Origin of the sequence: Agarivorans sp. QJM3NY_25 (assembly GCF_050870875.2) — a bacterium.
Lineage (GTDB): Bacteria > Pseudomonadota > Gammaproteobacteria > Enterobacterales > Celerinatantimonadaceae > Agarivorans.
The window spans coordinates 3,408,744-3,426,625 of sequence record NZ_CP194041.2; the positions used below are offsets into that span (position 1 = coordinate 3,408,744).

General features: G+C 43.2%; 14 protein-coding genes. 2 read left to right on the plus strand and 12 right to left on the minus strand.

All coding sequences use genetic code 11. The features are described 5' to 3' along the window. Window positions 1-28 precede the first annotated feature (28 nt). The 10 genes from ACRRSW_RS15640 to glyA all read right to left on the minus strand — a co-directional run bounded on the left by ACRRSW_RS15640 (window position 29) and on the right by glyA (window position 10,453). On the minus strand, window positions 29-1,618 hold the full coding sequence (locus tag ACRRSW_RS15640; protein ID WP_432452314.1) for an ABC transporter substrate-binding protein: 1,590 nt from the start codon (window positions 1,616-1,618) through the stop codon (window positions 29-31). 532 nt (window positions 1,619-2,150) lie between these two features. After that, on the minus strand, window positions 2,151-2,630 hold the full coding sequence (locus tag ACRRSW_RS15645) for a phosphatidylglycerophosphatase A family protein (protein WP_432459812.1): 480 nt from the start codon (window positions 2,628-2,630) through the stop codon (window positions 2,151-2,153). 9 nt (window positions 2,631-2,639) lie between these two features. Continuing rightward, window positions 2,640-3,629 (minus strand): thiamine-phosphate kinase, encoded by a 990-nt coding sequence (thiL, locus tag ACRRSW_RS15650; RefSeq protein ID WP_432452312.1) that lies wholly within the window; start codon window positions 3,627-3,629, stop codon window positions 2,640-2,642. A 4-nt stretch (window positions 3,630-3,633) separates the two neighbouring features. Continuing rightward, the gene (gene nusB, locus ACRRSW_RS15655) at window positions 3,634-4,050 is read right to left on the minus strand and encodes a transcription antitermination factor NusB (RefSeq protein ID WP_432452311.1); all 417 of its coding nucleotides are present in this window, start codon (window positions 4,048-4,050) and stop codon (window positions 3,634-3,636) included. 15 nt (window positions 4,051-4,065) lie between these two features. Next, window positions 4,066-4,536 carry a 6,7-dimethyl-8-ribityllumazine synthase gene (gene ribH / locus ACRRSW_RS15660; protein WP_432452310.1) on the minus strand — a complete coding sequence of 157 codons (471 nt, stop codon included), beginning with the start codon at window positions 4,534-4,536 and terminating at the stop codon, window positions 4,066-4,068. 104 nt (window positions 4,537-4,640) lie between these two features. Further along, the gene (gene ribBA, locus ACRRSW_RS15665) at window positions 4,641-5,753 is read right to left on the minus strand and encodes a bifunctional 3,4-dihydroxy-2-butanone-4-phosphate synthase/GTP cyclohydrolase II (RefSeq protein WP_432452309.1); all 1,113 of its coding nucleotides are present in this window, start codon (window positions 5,751-5,753) and stop codon (window positions 4,641-4,643) included. 68 nt (window positions 5,754-5,821) lie between these two features. Beyond that, window positions 5,822-6,478 carry a riboflavin synthase gene (locus tag ACRRSW_RS15670; RefSeq protein ID WP_432452308.1) on the minus strand — a complete coding sequence of 219 codons (657 nt, stop codon included), beginning with the start codon at window positions 6,476-6,478 and terminating at the stop codon, window positions 5,822-5,824. Window positions 6,479-6,483: 5 nt separating this feature from the next. Then, window positions 6,484-7,611: a bifunctional diaminohydroxyphosphoribosylaminopyrimidine deaminase/5-amino-6-(5-phosphoribosylamino)uracil reductase RibD gene (gene ribD, locus ACRRSW_RS15675; RefSeq protein ID WP_432452307.1), complete on the minus strand. Its 1,128-nt coding sequence runs from the start codon at window positions 7,609-7,611 to the stop codon at window positions 6,484-6,486. A gap of 3 nt (window positions 7,612-7,614) precedes the next feature. Then, window positions 7,615-8,064, minus strand: a complete 450-nt coding sequence (nrdR, locus tag ACRRSW_RS15680) for a transcriptional regulator NrdR (RefSeq protein ID WP_432452306.1) — start codon at window positions 8,062-8,064, stop codon at window positions 7,615-7,617. Window positions 8,065-9,199: 1,135 nt separating this feature from the next. After that, window positions 9,200-10,453 (minus strand): serine hydroxymethyltransferase, encoded by a 1,254-nt coding sequence (gene glyA, locus ACRRSW_RS15685; protein WP_432459813.1) that lies wholly within the window; start codon window positions 10,451-10,453, stop codon window positions 9,200-9,202. A gap of 928 nt (window positions 10,454-11,381) precedes the next feature. Between glyA and ACRRSW_RS15690 the strand changes: the two genes are divergently transcribed. Beyond that, the gene (locus ACRRSW_RS15690; protein WP_432452304.1) at window positions 11,382-11,645 is read left to right on the plus strand and encodes an Lpp/OprI family alanine-zipper lipoprotein; all 264 of its coding nucleotides are present in this window, start codon (window positions 11,382-11,384) and stop codon (window positions 11,643-11,645) included. A 45-nt stretch (window positions 11,646-11,690) separates the two neighbouring features. Here ACRRSW_RS15690 and ACRRSW_RS15695 read toward each other — a convergent pair whose 3' ends face one another. Continuing rightward, window positions 11,691-12,602: a L,D-transpeptidase family protein gene (locus ACRRSW_RS15695; RefSeq protein ID WP_432459814.1), complete on the minus strand. Its 912-nt coding sequence runs from the start codon at window positions 12,600-12,602 to the stop codon at window positions 11,691-11,693. 262 nt (window positions 12,603-12,864) lie between these two features. Here ACRRSW_RS15695 and ettA point away from each other — a divergent pair, with 262 nt between their 5' ends. Then, a complete protein-coding gene (gene ettA / locus ACRRSW_RS15700) occupies window positions 12,865-14,529 on the plus strand; it encodes an energy-dependent translational throttle protein EttA (protein WP_432452302.1) in 1,665 nt (554 codons plus the stop codon). A gap of 449 nt (window positions 14,530-14,978) precedes the next feature. Here the strand turns inward: ettA and prsT are convergent, their stop codons facing one another. Next, complete coding sequence (gene prsT / locus ACRRSW_RS15705) at window positions 14,979-17,792, minus strand: XrtA/PEP-CTERM system TPR-repeat protein PrsT (RefSeq protein WP_439037761.1); 2,814 nt, start codon at window positions 17,790-17,792, stop codon at window positions 14,979-14,981. Window positions 17,793-17,882 lie beyond the last annotated feature (90 nt).

A 17,882-nucleotide genomic window follows, 5' to 3' on the forward strand; every position in this document is an offset into this window, starting at 1 on the left:
GGGGCTGAATCCAGCCCCTTCGATATGGCTATTTTAGTGACACGCCATAGAAGTAATGACCGCCAAGAGGGTCAACTTTAAAGCCTTGAACTTCTTTACGAATTGGCTTGTAAGCCACCGAGTGGGCGATGGTTAACCACGGCGCCTGCTCTTTGAAGATTTTCTGTGCTTGTTTGTAAAGTTTAGCGCGATCCGCTTGAACCGATAGTTGCTTCGCTTTGTTGATTATATCGTCAAAGGGTTTGTAACACCACATGGCACGGTTACTACCGCCAACCGCATCACAGCTTAACAACACACCTAGGAAGTTATCTGGGTCACCATTATCGCCAGTCCAGCCTAGTAAGGCAGTATCATGCTCACCTTGCTTGGTACGCTTGAGGTATTCCCCCCACTCGTAACTAACAATGTCAGCCTTAACACCAATTTTCGCCCAGTCGGCTTGGATAATCTCGGCCATACGACGTGCATTAGGGTTATATGGACGCTGAACAGGCATCGCCCAAATATTAGTTTTTAGATTAGTAACACCGGCTTCCGCCAACAACGCTTTCGCCTTCACTGGATCATATGGATAATCAACGGTGTCTTCGTCATAAGACCACATTGTTGGTGGAATTGGGTTCTTCGCGATTTTACCGCTACCCTGGAAGACCGCATCGATAATCGCTTGTTTGTTCACTGCAAGACTTAGAGCCTTACGAACTTTCACATTATCAAACGGTGCTTTTTGAGTATTAAAGGCCAAGAAACCAATGTTCAAACCTTCCTGACTTAATAGATTAATATCCGGATCTTTCTTCATCTGCTCAACATCGGCAGGGTTAGGATAAGGCATCACATGACACTCACCCGCTTTTAGCTTAGCGTAACGCACTGAGGCATCAGGCGTAATGGAGAAGACTAAACGGTCGATAGCCGGTGCGCCGTTCCAGTATTCTTTATTGCCAACGTAACGAATTAACGAGTCTTTTTGATACTGTACTTTTTGGAAAGGACCAGTGCCTACTGGGTCAAGATCCAGTTTTTCTGGCGTTCCCGCCTTCATCAGCGCATCGGCTTGCTCAGCTGAGAAAATTGACGCGAAATCCATCGCAAGGTTAGCGATGAATGGTGCTTCTGGTTTGCTTAGTACAAACTTCACGGTGTAATCATCTACTTTGACGATTTCTTTCACCAATTCTTCCATGCCCATACCGCTGTAATACTCATAAGAGCCACCGGAGACTTTATGGTAAGGATGATTTGGATCATCCTGACGCTCGAAGCTAAAGACCACATCATCAGCGTTAAAATCGCGAGTCGGCTTAAAACCTTTCTTCTGGGTATGGAATTTCACCCCTTTGCGTAAATGAAAGGTGTATTCCAAACCATCTTCCGACACATCCCATGATTCAGCCAAAGCAGGGATTACATTGGTTGTACCGTTCTCAAACTCAACCAAACGGTTGAAAATGGTCTTAGACGACGCATCAAACGTAGTTCCTGCAGTATATAAACTGGGGTTAAACCCTTCTGGACTGCCTTCAGAACAGAAGACAAATGTTTGAGCTTGTACGCTCATAGCTACTGCGCCAGCAACTAATGCTAAAGACAGCTTCGCTAATCCTTTCTTCATTATGATTCTCCATGTGACATCATGTCATAGCTGTGACCTTTATGGTCACATTTCAGTGTGTTTGCGAATAGACCAATAATTTTAGTTTTTGTTAAGCCTACTCCTTAGCTCACAAAAAAAACTCATTTTATGGTAAGGCTAGGCTTAAACAAGCCCGTTCCGCTTTTTTGCCATATTAAACTAGTATTTTTATCTGCCGCTGTAAATAGCATATACAGGATTTTATATAGTAAAAGCTAAAACAAACAGATAAAGTGATTATAGATTCGATATATCATCATATTTATGCAATGCGGAATATAGTTATGAGGTTTTGATATAAAAATAAACTGAATACTGGTTTGGAAAAATTGAAATAAATATGAGATTTTACGAGTGACGTAGCGCCATAGTTATTGAACAACTGACGTCCAAAATAGAGTATATACTCAAACCTTAGGAAGAAGGTAGATTTTATGCGCATGCTACTTTGCTTGTCTGCTTCGGTTCAACAATAGCGATAGCTGGCACAAGAAGTATGACTGAAGGCGTATTAAGCGAATACAGGGAGTATGAGTTGTAAACAAATGGCCGCAAAAATACCCGCTAACACATCATCAATCATGATCCCAAAGCCACCGTGTACCTTTTTATCAAGTAGTTTAATCGGCCAAGGTTTCCATATATCGAAGACTCGAAACAGCACAAAACCTAAACCCACCGCCAGCGGAGAAAGTGGTACTGCAATCATGGTAATCCAGTAGCCGACAAACTCATCCCAAACAATGGCGCCATGATCATGCACGCCCATTGCTTGACTCGCCTTATTGCAACACCAAATACCGAAAATAAACGACAATAACAATACAGCCAAATATAGCCATAACGGTAATTGGGCGAGCAATAGGTAGAAAGGAATCGCCGCCAAGGTACCAAAAGTACCGGGTGCTTTAGGGGCAAGACCACTGCCTAAACCCACCGCACACAAATGTAAGGGGTGACGTAAATTTAATTTAGCGACAGGATTATCCATTAGTACGACTTATTTGTTTTCATGACTAAAATGATCCCAACCCAGCCCTTCCAGATGATAGGGTTGCTCTTGGTAGTGCAGTCTAATTTCACCGGTACCGGGAGCTAATTGGCCAATCACCGTGTAGGGAACACCACTATAGGCTAAAGCGGTTTCTAAGGAGCCCTTGTTAGATTCTGGCACGGTAAAGCATAACTCGTAGTCTTCTCCGCCAGTTAAAGCAAATTGTAAACCCCGATCGACCCCAACCGCTTCGCTAAGCGTTTCTGACATAGGGATATGCTCCAAATTCAAAGTCGCTGAACAGTGACTCTGTCTAAGAATATGTTGCAAGTCATTATATAAACCATCAGAAATATCGATCGCTGCGCTAGCTACATCACGTAAACCATAACCTGCTAATACCCGAGGAAGAGGATAATAATGTCGTTTTAAACTCAACTCTAATTGTTGAGGCGTCAAAGACAATTGCTGCTGTAAATGCGCTAATGCAAGGCCCGAGTCACCCAGACTCCCGGTAACATAAACTCGGTCTCCGGGCTTAGCACCACTGCGATATAAGGCTTTTCCTGCAGGAACAATACCATGAACAGTCACCGTAATACTTAATGGCCCCTTGGTCGTATCACCACCAATTAAACTGACATTAAAGTATTCGGCCAAGTCAAAGAATCCGCTGCAAAACTGCTCTAACCAAGCTTCATCTACACCCGGTAAAGTGATAGCCAGAGTCACCCAACGCGGTTCCGCTCCCATCGCTGCCATATCACTCAAATTCACAGCGAGAGCTTTATGGCCGAGAGCATGCGGAGGAATATCAGAGAAAAAATGTACGCCTTCAACCAAGGTATCGGTTGAGATTGCAATCTGACTGTTTTCTGCGGGTATCACCAGCGCCGCATCGTCGCCAACACCAAGCAATACATCTTGGCGCAACTTACTTTGCTGGAAATACTTTTCGATAATATCAAATTCACCAAGAGGTGACGAAGAACGCATAAAACTATGACTTAAATTGTTGTAAACGAAGTACTTTATCTAATACGCCATTCACAAATTTATGGCTATCTTCGGCAGCAAAAGACTTTGCGAGTTCAATCGCTTCATTGATGACCACTTTGGGTGGAACATCGGTTACCATCAACAACTCATAAACACCAATCAATAAAATTGCGTGTTCAACTAAATCTAACTCTTCTAACTTACGCGATAACGATGAACTCATCGCTGCATCCAGCTTATCACTATTGCCAACAACACCAGCAATTAAAGTAGAAAAATAAGGAACATCGGCTTTACTCATATCCTGTTCGGTTAAGAACTGATGTTCGATAGTAGCAACGCTGTCCTTGGTCACTTGCCATTGATAAATTGCCTGAGTAGCAAATTGCCTAGCTTTACGACGTGCAGCTGGTTTCACAGAGAGATCCTCAATTTAAACTTCTATCTGATTAACTAAGTTAATCATTTCTAAAGCGCTTAGGGCGGCTTCAGTACCTTTATTACCCATTTTAGTACCAGCGCGTTCAATCGCCTGTTCAATAGACTCGGTAGTTAACACTCCAAACGATACCGGAATATCAAACTCCAACATCACTTGAGCCAAGCCCTTATGACATTCATTAGACACCAGTTCAAAGTGGTAAGTACCGCCACGAATCACGGTACCTAAAGCAATAATTGCATCGTACTTTTTAGATGCGGCGATACGCTTGGCTGCTAAAGGAATTTCTACAGCGCCCGGGACGCGAACAACGGTAATATTATCGTCATTCAAACCACCTTGGCGGGTCAATGTGTCCACAGCCCCTGATAACAAATTCTCATTAATGAAGCTGTTAAAACGAGCAATAACAATCGCGACTTTAGCATTCGGAGCCGCTAAATTTGCCTCTATTACTTTCATAAATCTTTTGCCTTTTCTTTGAGTCCATCAAAAAAATCGCGCTATTCTAGCACAACAATAAGGATAGACTGGTAATTTAATTCATTTGCTCAAATTTGTGCGAGCTATTCTTGGTCGATATATTCAACCACCTCAAGGCCAAACCCAGAGAGGGCGTGATAACGCTTAGGTGAACTCAACAAGCGCATTTTACTTACCCCAAGATCAGCTAAAATCTGCGAACCAACGCCCACCATTCGCGAAGCACTTTGAGCTTCTTTTGGGGCTGGTGTTTCACCGATATCTTGCAAAGCAAAAGCTTTCACCTGTTCAAGCAAATTATCACCATTATCGTCGGTACTCAGTAATACTAATATCCCTTTCTCATCGGCGATTTTGGCTAAGGCTTTATCAAGTGGCCAACTCATTTTCCCGGCCCGATCACTTGCCAGTAAGTCGCTGAAAGGATTATGTAAATGAACTCTCACTAGGCTTGCTTGCTCGGCTTGTACTTCACCCGCTTGCATCACAAAATGAACTTTGTTATCGATGGTATCTCGGTAGCTAATCAATTTGAAATTACCGTAACGGGTTGGCATTTCACACTCAGCTACTCGCTCAATGGTGGTTTCATGATTGTTACGATATTCGATTAAGTCAGCGATTGTGCCTATTTTTAAACCATGTTGCTGGCAAAACACTTCTAGATCTGGGCGACGAGCCATGCTGCCATCTTGATTCAAAACTTCAACAATCACCGCTGCTGGTTCTCGCCCGGCTAAACGCGCGAGATCGACCCCCGCTTCAGTATGCCCGGCACGGGTTAGCACCCCACCTTCTTGGGCCATTAAAGGAAAGATATGCCCAGGCATCACGATGTCCGCAGGCCCAGCATTCGCAGCCACGGCGGCTTGCACAGTGCGAGCACGATCGGCGGCTGAAATGCCGGTAGTTACACCTTCTGCCGCTTCAATAGAAACGGTAAAATTAGTTGAAAATTGTTCGGTGTTTACATCCACCATCAGTGGCAATTTTAATTGCTGACAACGCTGTCTCGTCATGGGTAAACAAATTAGACCGCGACCATGGGTAGCCATAAAATTGATCGCTTCTGGGGTCACCATGTCTGCGGCCATAATAATATCGCCTTCGTTCTCACGATCTTCATCATCCATGAGCACCACCATTTTTCCATGGCGTAAATCTTCAATAATTTCTTCAATACTGCTTAATGACATAACAAACCTTCTAAACTTAATAAGGGGGCCTATTTAGCGTGCTAGCCTTTGGAGCACTAGGCACCGCTTTATTTCACAAAACCATGTTGCGCTAGAAATGCAGCATCGATCTTCGATGATGATTTATTCTCTTCTGCGTAACCAAATAATCGCTCCACATAGCGAGCGATGACATCGACTTCCAAGTTAATTTTTTGACCTACAGACCAATTTGCAATGGTTGTTTGTTCAGCTGTATGCGGAATGATAGTCAGGCGCAACTGTTGCTGATTGACCTCATTCACCGTGAGACTAATGCCATCGACAGTGACCGAACCCTTATGGGCAATATAACGCGCGAGATCCTTGGGGACTTGTAGCCAAATGTTCACCGCACGGGCACTAGGACTAATACTAAGTACTTCGGCTAAACCATCCACATGTCCACTAACAATATGTCCCCCAAAGCGACTTGTGGCTAACATCGCCTTTTCCAAGTTCACTTTATCACCCTGCTTACAACCAGCTAAAGAAGTTAGACTCAAGGTTTCAGTTGAGACATCTGCACAAAAATATTGTCCGCCATACTCAACCACAGTTAAACAAATCCCGTTAACTGCAATACTATCCCCTAAACAAACATCTTCCATATTTAGCTTGGCGCAGGCAATTCTCAAACGTACATCACCCTGACGATGCTCCAAGCTCTTTATTTCACCGAGAGCTTCAATGATACCAGTAAACATTATTATTACGCTTCCTCATTCTGGGGAACCCAGATGGTTTTTGTGTCTGGACCAATACGACGAATATCTAGGCAACGCCAAGATTGAAGCTGCTTCATCTGTTGGTATCCGTTAAGAGCCACCAAACTTTGAGCATCCGCGCCCATCAGTAGCCCCGCCTGATAAACAATCAACTGGTCAACCAAATTTGCTTTGAGTAAAGCTGCCGCCAAACTGGCCCCAGCTTCGACCCACAAGTCATTAATCTCCGCGGAAGCTAAAGCTGCCATAAGGCGCTCTAACCAATGCTCACCCTTAGCAATTGTGAATTGTTTCGCCACATCAAGTTGGTTTTGCTCAGCAAACCCAGCCAAGCATAGCGATGATGGGTCCTTAAAAATATCCAGTGTTTTTGGCGCAGAGTTCAAGCGTTGCTGACGATCGATAATCACCCTAAGCGGCTGGCGTAAGGTCGATCGATCGAGCTGTTCAGCCAAGCTGCCCAGTTGATGATGACGTACATTTAAACTTGCGTTATCCCGAATGACAGTTGTTGCAGTGGATAATATAGCGTGACTAGCAGCCCGCTCTCGTTGCACATCACTGCGGGCATGAGTCGAGGTAATCCACTGACTTTCACCATTGGCTAATGCCGTTTTAGCATCGATAGAACCCGCTAGCTTTAAGCGTACAAAGGGTCGCTTTCGCTCAACTCGGCTCAAGAAGCCAGGATTTAACGCACGAGCCGCCGATTCCATTAAGCCAAGACGAACCTTAACGCCTGCCTGTTCGAGCATGGCAATTCCCTTGCCCGCCACTTGTGGGTTGGGATCAATCATAGCAATTACCACTTCCGTGATCCCTAGCTCGACGATCATGGCAGCACAAGAACCAGTTCGACCTACATGGCTACAAGGTTCTAAGGTGACATAACAACACGCGCCATCAAGGCTGAAACCGGCTTGTTTTGCATCCGTAACTGCGTTTACCTCAGCGTGTCCTTGACCCGCTTGTCGATGGTAACCTTCACCGATGATACGACCATCTTTAACAATGACACAACCAACGTTAGGATTTGGTGCCGTGGTATATCGGCCCAGCTTCGCTAAGGCTATCGCCCGAGCCATAAATTGACAATCAAGTGCAGAAAACATTCGCTACTTTTCCAACTTAGCAATCTCTTCGCTAAACTCTTTAATGTCTTCAAAAGAATGATAAACCGATGCAAACCGCACATAAGCGACTTTATCCAACATGATCAACTGCTCCATCACCACCTTACCAATCAGTTTGGTCTCGACTTCTCGCTCACCAGTGGCTCGAAGGTGAGACTTTATTTTGTTCACCGCTTGTTCAACCTGATCAACACTCACAGGACGCTTTTCTAGCGCGCGCATCATACCTGAGCGCATTTTCTCTTCATTAAAAGGTTCGCGAATACCGTTGCCTTTGATAACTCGGGGCATCACCAGTTCCGCGACTTCAAATGAGGTAAAACGCTCATGACACTCTAAACATTCTCGACGTCTGCGCACTTGGTGGCCATCAGCAACCAAACGAGAATCAATAACTTTAGTTTCATGAGCGGAACAAAATGGACAGTACATGCGCATAACCTTTAAAAAACCTGCCGTGATTTTATCCGGTTAGGCAACGAAGGTACAGGCTCGCTATAAGCTAAGTGAGGAATATTTTGCAGCTTAAAATCATTCGCACTGATGAATCACACCATACATAGTTTATCAGCTCGTTCCAAAATAGCGCTCATCTACAACAGTAAATACCTATATTTAGCCAAATAATAATGCTCACAACTCAACGATTCCAAGCACAGCATCAACTAACTAGATATATTTAGAATATGCTTACCACTATTACGAGTATATTTGACTATAAGCTTTACTCACTCCAGTTCGACCAAAAGTAATCCTCTTATTAAAAGAATCACCAAGGAGGAAGCCAACTTTATTGGAGCTGACTCTGATCGATGCTCAAACAGTAGTTGCACACTAAATGGATAATTTACACAGTCGGTTTCAAATATTGATGGCAACACAATCACCTTGCTCAATGAATCGGCATTCACGCTCTCGCCCACCCTGAGAAGGATAAGAATTACATGTTTATAAAGAGCAACAAGCTCTGGTAGTAAGGCCATTGGGATAGCGTAGCTTTGATCACGGCAAAATAATTAGCCAGCTAAAAATATCACCGCATGATTAATTCTAAATACGAGGCATTGATACAATGAAGATGCATAGTTTAACCTACGAGACATAAACCTGTAAGGCTCGAACCCGAAGACTGAAAGTTAAAGAGTAGGATAGCGAACGCCGCCGTATGCAAGCAGCTCGACGAAAATAGCTAGACTGCACATATAAAAATGCACGATAGCGGTTTACCTTCGCTAATTAGCAAGCACTAACAACATAAAAGCCCCCCAAATAAACAACTGTAGGATCACCAAACGCTTTGCATTTTTTAAAGTGCTCATATCCATTACATTTCTCTCTCTTAGAATTGACCAACCACGGTAGTAATTTGACTGTTCCTTACTATTTGAGATAACAAGCAAAAATAGCACCAATAATAAAGTAGTATCATTACTGAACTCAACCCACTAGTAATAAATTAAACAATAGTAGTTGTTGACAACAAAGTCTATTTTTCACACCAATAAAAAAAGGAGGCTCAAAGCCTCCTTTTTTAACACTGTTAGTCCCTAACTATTTCACTGGCTACTTAACCATAGACAGGGAAACGTTGGCAAAGTTCTAACACTTGGCCTTTGACACGCTCAATAACAGTATCATCTTGTAAATTATCCAGTACATCACACATCCAGCCCGCAAGCTCTTTTGCAGCTGCGACATCAATACCGCGACGAGTAATTGCTGGAGTACCAATACGTAAACCACTGGTCACAAAAGGTGAACGAGGATCATTTGGCACCGAGTTTTTGTTCACCGTAATATTGGCGCGACCCAGAGCTGCGTCAGCATCTTTGCCCGTAATATCTTTGTCGATTAAATCGACCAAGAACAAATGGTTTTCAGTACCATTTGACACGATTTTATAACCACGCTCTTGCATCACCGCAACCATCGCTTTAGCGTTATCTAAGACGCGCTGTTGGTATTGCTTGAACTCTGGCTCCATCGCTTCTTTAAAAGCGACCGCTTTAGCAGCGATCACATGCATCAAAGGACCACCTTGACCACCGGGAAATACCGATGAATTTAGCTTTTTCTCAATGGCTTCGTTAGCACGAGCCAAAATCAAACCACCGCGCGGACCCGCTAAAGTTTTATGCGTTGTGGTTGTCACCACATCAGCAATTGGCACTGGGTTTGGATATAAACCTGCAGCGACCAAACCAGCAATGTGGGCCATATCTACAAATAGGTAAGCTCCGACTTGATCCGCGATATCACGGAAGCGTTGCCAATCAACGACCCCTGAATATGCAGAGAAACCAGCTATAATCATTTTAGGTTTATGTTGTTTTGCTAAGCGCTCAACTTCTTCATAATCTAACTCACCAGTTTCTGGATTAATGCCATACTGAACAGCATTATAGATTTTACCAGAGAAGCTAACGCTCGCACCGTGAGTTAAATGACCACCGTGCGCTAAGCTCATTCCTAAAACCGTATCACCCGCATTCAGTAAAGCCATAAAAACAGCTGAGTTTGCTTGTGAACCAGCGTGAGGTTGAACGTTAGCATAATCGGCACCAAACAATTTTTTTGCACGCTCAATCGCGAGCATTTCTGCTTGGTCAACATACTCACAACCACCATAGTAACGCTTACCAGGGTAACCTTCAGCGTACTTGTTAGTGAGGTAAGAGCCTTGTGCTTCCATTACACGTGGGCTGGCATAGTTCTCAGAAGCAATCAATTCGATATGCTCTTCTTGGCGAACTTCTTCTTTCGTAATGGCTTGCCATAGTTCGGCATCGTAATCGGCGATATTCATATCACGCTTTAACATCAGTATCTCCTGACTCTTATATAACATGTTGGTGGGTGATTTTGCGAAGGCGCATTCTAACCTGAGTCCCTTACAGATCACAGTAAAATTTTAGCTTATAAACGGTCACCACAAAGGAGCATTCAAGCCAATACTTCACTCATCTTCACCGAAGTATGATGAGATTTCTAGCGAGAATAAGCAATTTTTTACTCACTTGCTTTAAAGTTTATGAAATTTATTCACCTTTAAAAAACTTCTAACAAAAGCTAATTAGCTATACCCGCTCAGACTATTTAAGGACGATTAAGCATCTGTCATGATGGCATTTAAACAAAGCAGATGATGCAAATCATCGGCATTGTCGATCAATCTACGCACAACGGCAATCAGCCGAAACACGAGTAAACTGCAGTAGCAACCTTTTTACAAAGAACAGCGACCAAGGTTAACGCAGATGAAGCAAGCTACATATCTCCTAGCTCAATAAAAATCCACTTAGCTCAACCAGCAAGGGGAACAAGCGGGCATTTCAGTGCCTGCAACTCAGTAGCAGAACGCTTGCGACTTAACTTTTACGCCAATAAACATTTTTCATCTTGCTAAGCACAACGCAGTGCGTGGCTTAGCGAATACTTGATGTCTATGCTTAGAGAGTTGATAAAGCGGCTTAAATAAAGTTGCCAATATTCACAAAATCTGAACAATGCGTTTGTATTAACATATTTTTTGAAAGGCTCCATCAATATGTTAATAAGTTGTTACCGGGAGACTTAAATACCTGTATTACACACAATTTTCTTTTGCTTTTATCAACAAAGGCTTGCAGCTTGATATTATTGAGCCATAATCATAGCAGCGGCTCACTGCTCGCAGTGAATGGCTTTGCATAAACAAATCGACGATCTAATATCGATCGCTAGAATTGATAAAAAAGGACGGACTTACCATGAATAAGTTTTTAGTTGCAGGCGCTATTGCTTCTACTATTTTACTAGCGGGTTGTACTAACACCACAGCTCTAGAAAACAACGTACAATCTTTAAGCGACAAAGTAGACGCCTTGTCTAACGAAGTTGCAGCTCTTCGTACTGAGCAAAGCTCTTTAAGTGGCGACATCAAATCAGCTCAAATGAGTGCTGATCAAGCAAAAGCTGAAGCGATGCGTGCCAACGAACGTATTAACAACATCGCATCTTCTTACACTAAGTAAGTAACTGCTGATGTAGTCAAAGGTGATGCTTAGCATCACCTTTTTTTATCCGCGTTTTTCGCCGACCAACAGGGCAATCCCTTGCTGATTTTTCAGCGCTTGATTCACAATGGCACTATCCACGCCAGTTTGCGTCACAAACTTTATATCTTCGCGAGTCAGCTTCAAAGAAGTAGCTTGATGTACTTCTTCTATCGAACGATTTAAAGGTTGGTGTACTTCAAGTAAATATTCGCCATTGGGCTCAGCAGAATGTTTGATAGATTGATCTATAATCCTGACTGGTGTGTTTAGCGCGACCTGCTTAAATAAATACTCGATATCCTTAGGAAATAAACGAATACAACCAGAGCTCACTCTTAAGCCCACACCAAACTCTTTGTTAGTTCCATGGATTAAATACTCGCCGCTTCCATAGGCAAGCCTTAATGCATATTCACCGAGAGGATTTTCGGGCCCAGCTGGCACCACTTTTGGCAAAATCACCCCTTTGGCTGCATATTCATTACGGATATTTTGGGTTGGAGTCCAGGTTGGTTTTTCACGTTTTTGGCTAACCACGGTTTTCATCTCCGGCGTTTCTCTGCCGATCCGACCGATGCCAATAGGAAAAACATCTACTTTGCGCGAATCAGGATGAAAATAGTACAAACGTAATTCAGCCAAGTTAACCACCACCCCTTGATATTCTGCATTCGGTAACAGAATTTGGGTGGGGATCAACAACTTGGTACCCGGTTTGGGGAGAAAGGGATCCACCTTTTTATTGGCAGCCATCATCGCTAAAAAACCGACTTGATAATGTTCGGCAATCATCGCAACAGTTTCACCTTTTTGTACCGTATGCCACTGATTTCCGCCAATCAATCGGCTTCCTTCGTTTGGTAAGTCATAGGTGAGAGCAGCAGCAGAAAATGCTAAGCATAGAGCCAAGCAAGCAAACAGCATTCGTTTCATGAGTAACTTTAGTCTGATAAATGTATGACAAACATAACACTAAATACCGATAAATTGGAACACGCTTTAAATGAATAAAGAAAATGATAAAGCTCAGAACATCGTGAAGGATCCATCATGTCACTTCAAAAACTTAAACAATAAATTATTCTTCCCCTAGTATCCCTTAACGAAGCCAGTATCATAGCGTCCTATGGTATTGAAGCTGTTTATATCTTTACAAAACACAGCAAATTATTAAGACATCTTAAAGGAAAGGCGAATGGCCCAATTTATTTATACGATGAACCGTGTTGGTAAAATCGTTCCCCCTAAAAAGCATATCCTAAAAAATATTTCCTTAAGCTTTTTCCCAGGCGCAAAAATTGGCGTATTAGGTTTAAATGGCGCAGGTAAATCTACCTTGTTACGCATTATGGCTGGGGTCGACACTGAAATTGAAGGTGAAGCCCGTGCTAACCCTGGGACCAAAATTGGCTACCTTCCTCAAGAACCGCAAATGGATTTAAGCAAAACGGTTCGCGAAGTTGTAGAAGAAGCGGTTGCGGTGGTTAAAAACGCCCAAGTTAGACTCGATGAAGTGTACGCAGCTTACGCCGAACCCGACGCTGATTTTGATGCGCTCGCCCAAGAGCAAGGAGAATTGGAGGCTATCTTAGCCACTCATGATGCGCATAGCCTCGACAACCAATTAGAGCGTGCCGCCGACGCATTACGCCTCCCTGATTGGGACGCAAAAATAGCACAACTTTCCGGTGGTGAGCGACGTCGCGTCGCCTTATGTCGACTATTACTAGAAAAACCAGACATGCTGTTACTCGATGAACCAACCAACCACTTGGATGCTGAGTCCGTCGCATGGTTGGAGCGTTTCTTACATGACTATGAAGGCACCGTTGTTGCCGTAACCCACGATCGGTACTTCCTCGACAATGTCGCTGGCTGGATCCTTGAACTCGATCGCGGTGAAGGTATTCCTTGGGAAGGAAATTACTCTTCTTGGCTAGAACAAAAAGAAAACCGCTTAAGCCAAGAAGCATCTCAAGAAAAAGCACGTATGAAATCGATTCAGAAAGAGTTGGAATGGGTTCGCTCTAATGCTAAAGGTCGCCAAAGCAAGAGTAAGTCTCGTATGGCTCGTTTTGAAGAACTAAATAACCAAAGCTTCCAAAGTCGTAATGAAACCAATGAGCTATTCATCCCTGCCGCCCAGCGACTCGGCGACAAGGTGATTGATGTTACCAATCTCAGTAAGTCCTTCGATGGTCGAGTCCTGATTAACGACTTATCGTTTAGCATTCCAAAGGGAGCTATTGTTGGGATCATTGGACCGAATGGTGCAGGTAAGTCGACTCTGTTTAAAATGATTACCGGTGTTGAACAAGCAGATTCTGGGAATATCGAGGTGGGAGATACCGTACAAATTGCCAGTGTTGATCAGTTTCGTGATGACATGGACAATAAAGCAAGCGTTTGGCAAGAGGTCTCTGGAGGCTCCGATATTCTCAAGATCGGTAATATCGAAATCCCAAGCCGAGCCTATGTGGGACGTTTTAACTTCAAAGGCTCCGACCAGCAAAAACGGGTTGGAGAACTCTCTGGTGGTGAGCGCGGGCGTTTACATTTAGCCAAGTTATTACAAGCGGGTGGCAATGTATTGCTGCTCGATGAACCGACCAACGATTTAGACATTGAAACCCTACGTGCGCTGGAGAATGCACTGTTAGAGTTTGCCGGCTGTGCCATGGTCATTTCACATGACCGTTGGTTCCTAGACCGCATTGCTACCCATATTCTCGACTACCGAGATGAGGGACAGGTGAACTTCCATGCAGGTAACTTTACCGAGTATGAAGCGTGGCTCAAAGAAACCATTGGTGAAGCTGCGGCTCAACCGCACCGTATCAAGTACAAACGGATCAACTAGCAAGCTCACCAAGCAAGTCATGCCGTTCATAGCTCTTGAACGGCATTTTTATTTCTAGGCCTGCTTCGTTTGGCCGAATCAAATAGTCGATTTACGCCAGCCGCTCCTTGGGCTGTGCTTATTGGGACTTGCTAAGCCTTTTCCCCATTTAATTTCAAAGAGTAAATGGCATAGCACAACGGTTTTTCTTGTTATCAAAAACCCGTAGACAAGCGAAAAATCTACTTTTGCGAAGTAAAGCTGAAAAACTTACAGCGTCTTCAACAGACAGATCCCGCGCAACAGGCTGCATATTCGACAGCGCCAAGAATGTACTAAATAGTGCGATTAATGGCCCCACTCGCATGGCGAATATTCACTGTTACGGCAAAGGAGCAGCAATAAAAAATCCGAGAGGGTATCATCTCTCGGATTATGAGTATAAGACGCTCCCAGATGACTTTTGTTTATTAGGCTTTATTCTTTTCTAAATCGCTGAGCAATTGTTTTGCGTCTTCATATTCCGCAAAATTTTGCGCAATAGCCAAAGCCGATTTCAATTCAATTTTGGCCTCTGTGACACGACCTAGCTTGGCTAAAACATAGGCAAGGTGATAACGAATCGTTGGATCCGAGGAATCGGTGGTATAAGCTTCCCGCAAATACAACAAGGCTTGGTCGAAGTGACTTCGCTGGGCTTCTATCCAACCAATTGTATCCAGCGTCGCTGAACTTTTACTACCTTGTTGAAGGCTAATTTCGATCAAAGCAAAAGCCTTATCTAAATCACTCTTCGCATAAATATTAGCCAAGTTATTAATTAAACTAGGCTCATCTTTTAGGCTTGGGAATTTACGCAAGGCTTCATAGTGTGATTGGGCCTTGGCATAATTTTTTTGCCGCATATAAGTATCGGCTAACAAGCGGCGATGCCAAGCCATTTGCGAACTGTTATCAAGTAAACCTTCCAACTGTTCAGTGAACTCATCAACTGCTATATTTTGTTGCGCCAGTTGATATAGATGAATTGCAGCACCTCGATTAAATTTATTTAGAGTCAAGGCTTGGCTATAAGCTTTCTGGGCAGCCAAGGGATCATCTTTAGCGAGAAATATGCCACCTTGCAAAGCATATAATTCGCTGCTTTCACCAAATTGTTCTGTCAATTGGCTCACCACAACTTCAGCACTGGCGATGTTTGCTTGAGCCAAGTCGATTTGCCCTTGCATGAGCAAGGTTGACATATCTTCTGGGGCTAAAGCGCGGGCTTTTGCCAAGCTCGCTTTCGCCCCATCAAGATCCTTCGCTCTTACTTGCAAGCTTGCAAGCAACTTCAGTTTAGGGGCTTGTTCCTTCCATAAACTATCTAACAAACCTAAAGGGTAGGCTGTATCTTGATAGCGCTCTAATTGTATCAAGATCTCGGCATAACGAGTCAGGTAAGCCTCATTTAGAATATATTCTCTATTCAACTTTTCCACTAAAGTTAAGGCTAAGGGCCATTGTTGAGTTTGCATATAAATATCTAATTTCAACTCTTTCGCTACACGATTATCCGGCTCATATATCAATACTTTATCTAGCTGAGCTGTCGCATCAGCATAGGCTTGTTGTTGGAAGTAAATACGGGCGACAACTAAGTGACTCGGTGAATGCTGAGGTTCAATTTTTAGAATTTGTTGAAAGATGGTCAAGGCTTGGTCAAGATCATTATTCGTTTGAAAAATCAGCGCCTTATTAAACATTGCACTGATATTTTCTGGACTTTTCGCTAATACTTTATTTAGATATTGAAGAGCTAAATCAGCTTGATTCATCTTAATATAATAGGCGGCAATCAAATTTTGGGCCTGAGTCGTATTCACCTTACGTTTAATCAGGCTATCGATGCTTAGTTTCGCCGCATCTATATCATCAATTTCTAAAGCCAACTCTCCTTTGAGTTGCAACCATTTTAAAGGCGATTGATCATCACTATAAGGCAAAGACGTGAGCTGCAAAAATGCTTGTTGAGGCTCCCCACTCGCGCGTAATAACTCAGCTTCTAAAATACCAATATAATTAGATTTACTATGGTACGCCCGCATCTGTTCAAAAGCTTGTTGCGCCGCCCGAATTCGTCCGGATTCAATATACAAATAGACCAACTGTGCTGATAAACCCAGATCGGGAAGAATGTATTCGAAATTATCTTGTAGCAATAATTGCAATTTATAAGCCTGATCTGAGCGAAGGTAAACCTTGGCCAACATTCGAGTCGCCCCTAAGTCACTCGGTTTTGCCTTCAAATACTGACTCAAATACTGTTGCGCTTTTTCATCATTCTGGCGAATAAACTCCGATGCGCCTTGAATAAACAGCAGCATACTGGGGTCAGTTAACTCACTCCCTTCCGCTGCAGAAATTTTCTGGGATAACTCGGCCAGGCTTTGCTCTGCAAGCTCAAATTCGTCTTGCTTCGCGAGTAAGGTCGCATTGATCAGAATGGCAGTCGGATCATTGGGGGTTTGTTTTTGAATACGCTGTAGGTAATGCTTAGCTTGCTCAAGACGATTCAACTTAAGATTGGTCATCACCAAACTACGCAATATCTTAGGATCCTCTGGATCAATGGAAATAGCATGTTCATAACTCACCAAAGCTTGCTCGAGCATGCCTTGAGCCGCGACCAGATCACCCTTCAACTTCCAGGTTCGTTCATTATTATTGTTAATTGCTAAGGAGTGAGTGACTAATTTATCCGCTAAAAGGTATTCCTTTTGAGCTAAATAAAGGGTTGCCAGCGTATTGATTGCACTCGATTGATTCGGCGCTAACTGCAGTGCTTGTTCAAATTCTAACTTCGCGAGCTCAACTTGTGATTTGCGTAAATAGATGCGTCCACGTAATAGCTTCCATTCAAATTGACTATTTTTTGAAAACTCAGCAGAACGTTGCTCTAGCGCCAACACAGCGTCAATTTTCCCTTGCAGCAATAGCACGTTACCGAGCAAGGGGAGAACCAGATTAATATCCGCACCTAGAGATAAAGCTTCTTCTAACTGCTCCTCTGCTGCAGCTAAGTTATTTGCATTAAAATACACTTTAGCTAATAACAATTTAGAAGAGAGATGTTGTGGATTTGCTTTTAAGGCATTTTTCAAATGAATGAAGGCTTCATTCTCGTCACCTAATTGATAAGCCTTAACTGCCAGTTCATAGTTATTGGTTTGTTCGTCGGCAAAGGTAACGTTTCCCATTAACAGCAGCGTGAGAGCAATAATCGTTTTATTCATTCTTAACATGCATTTCCTTTACTTCGCGTGAACAATCAATTGATTCAACAAGCAGTATCTAATGAACAAGCAGCAAAAAAAAGACAAAAAAATACGAAA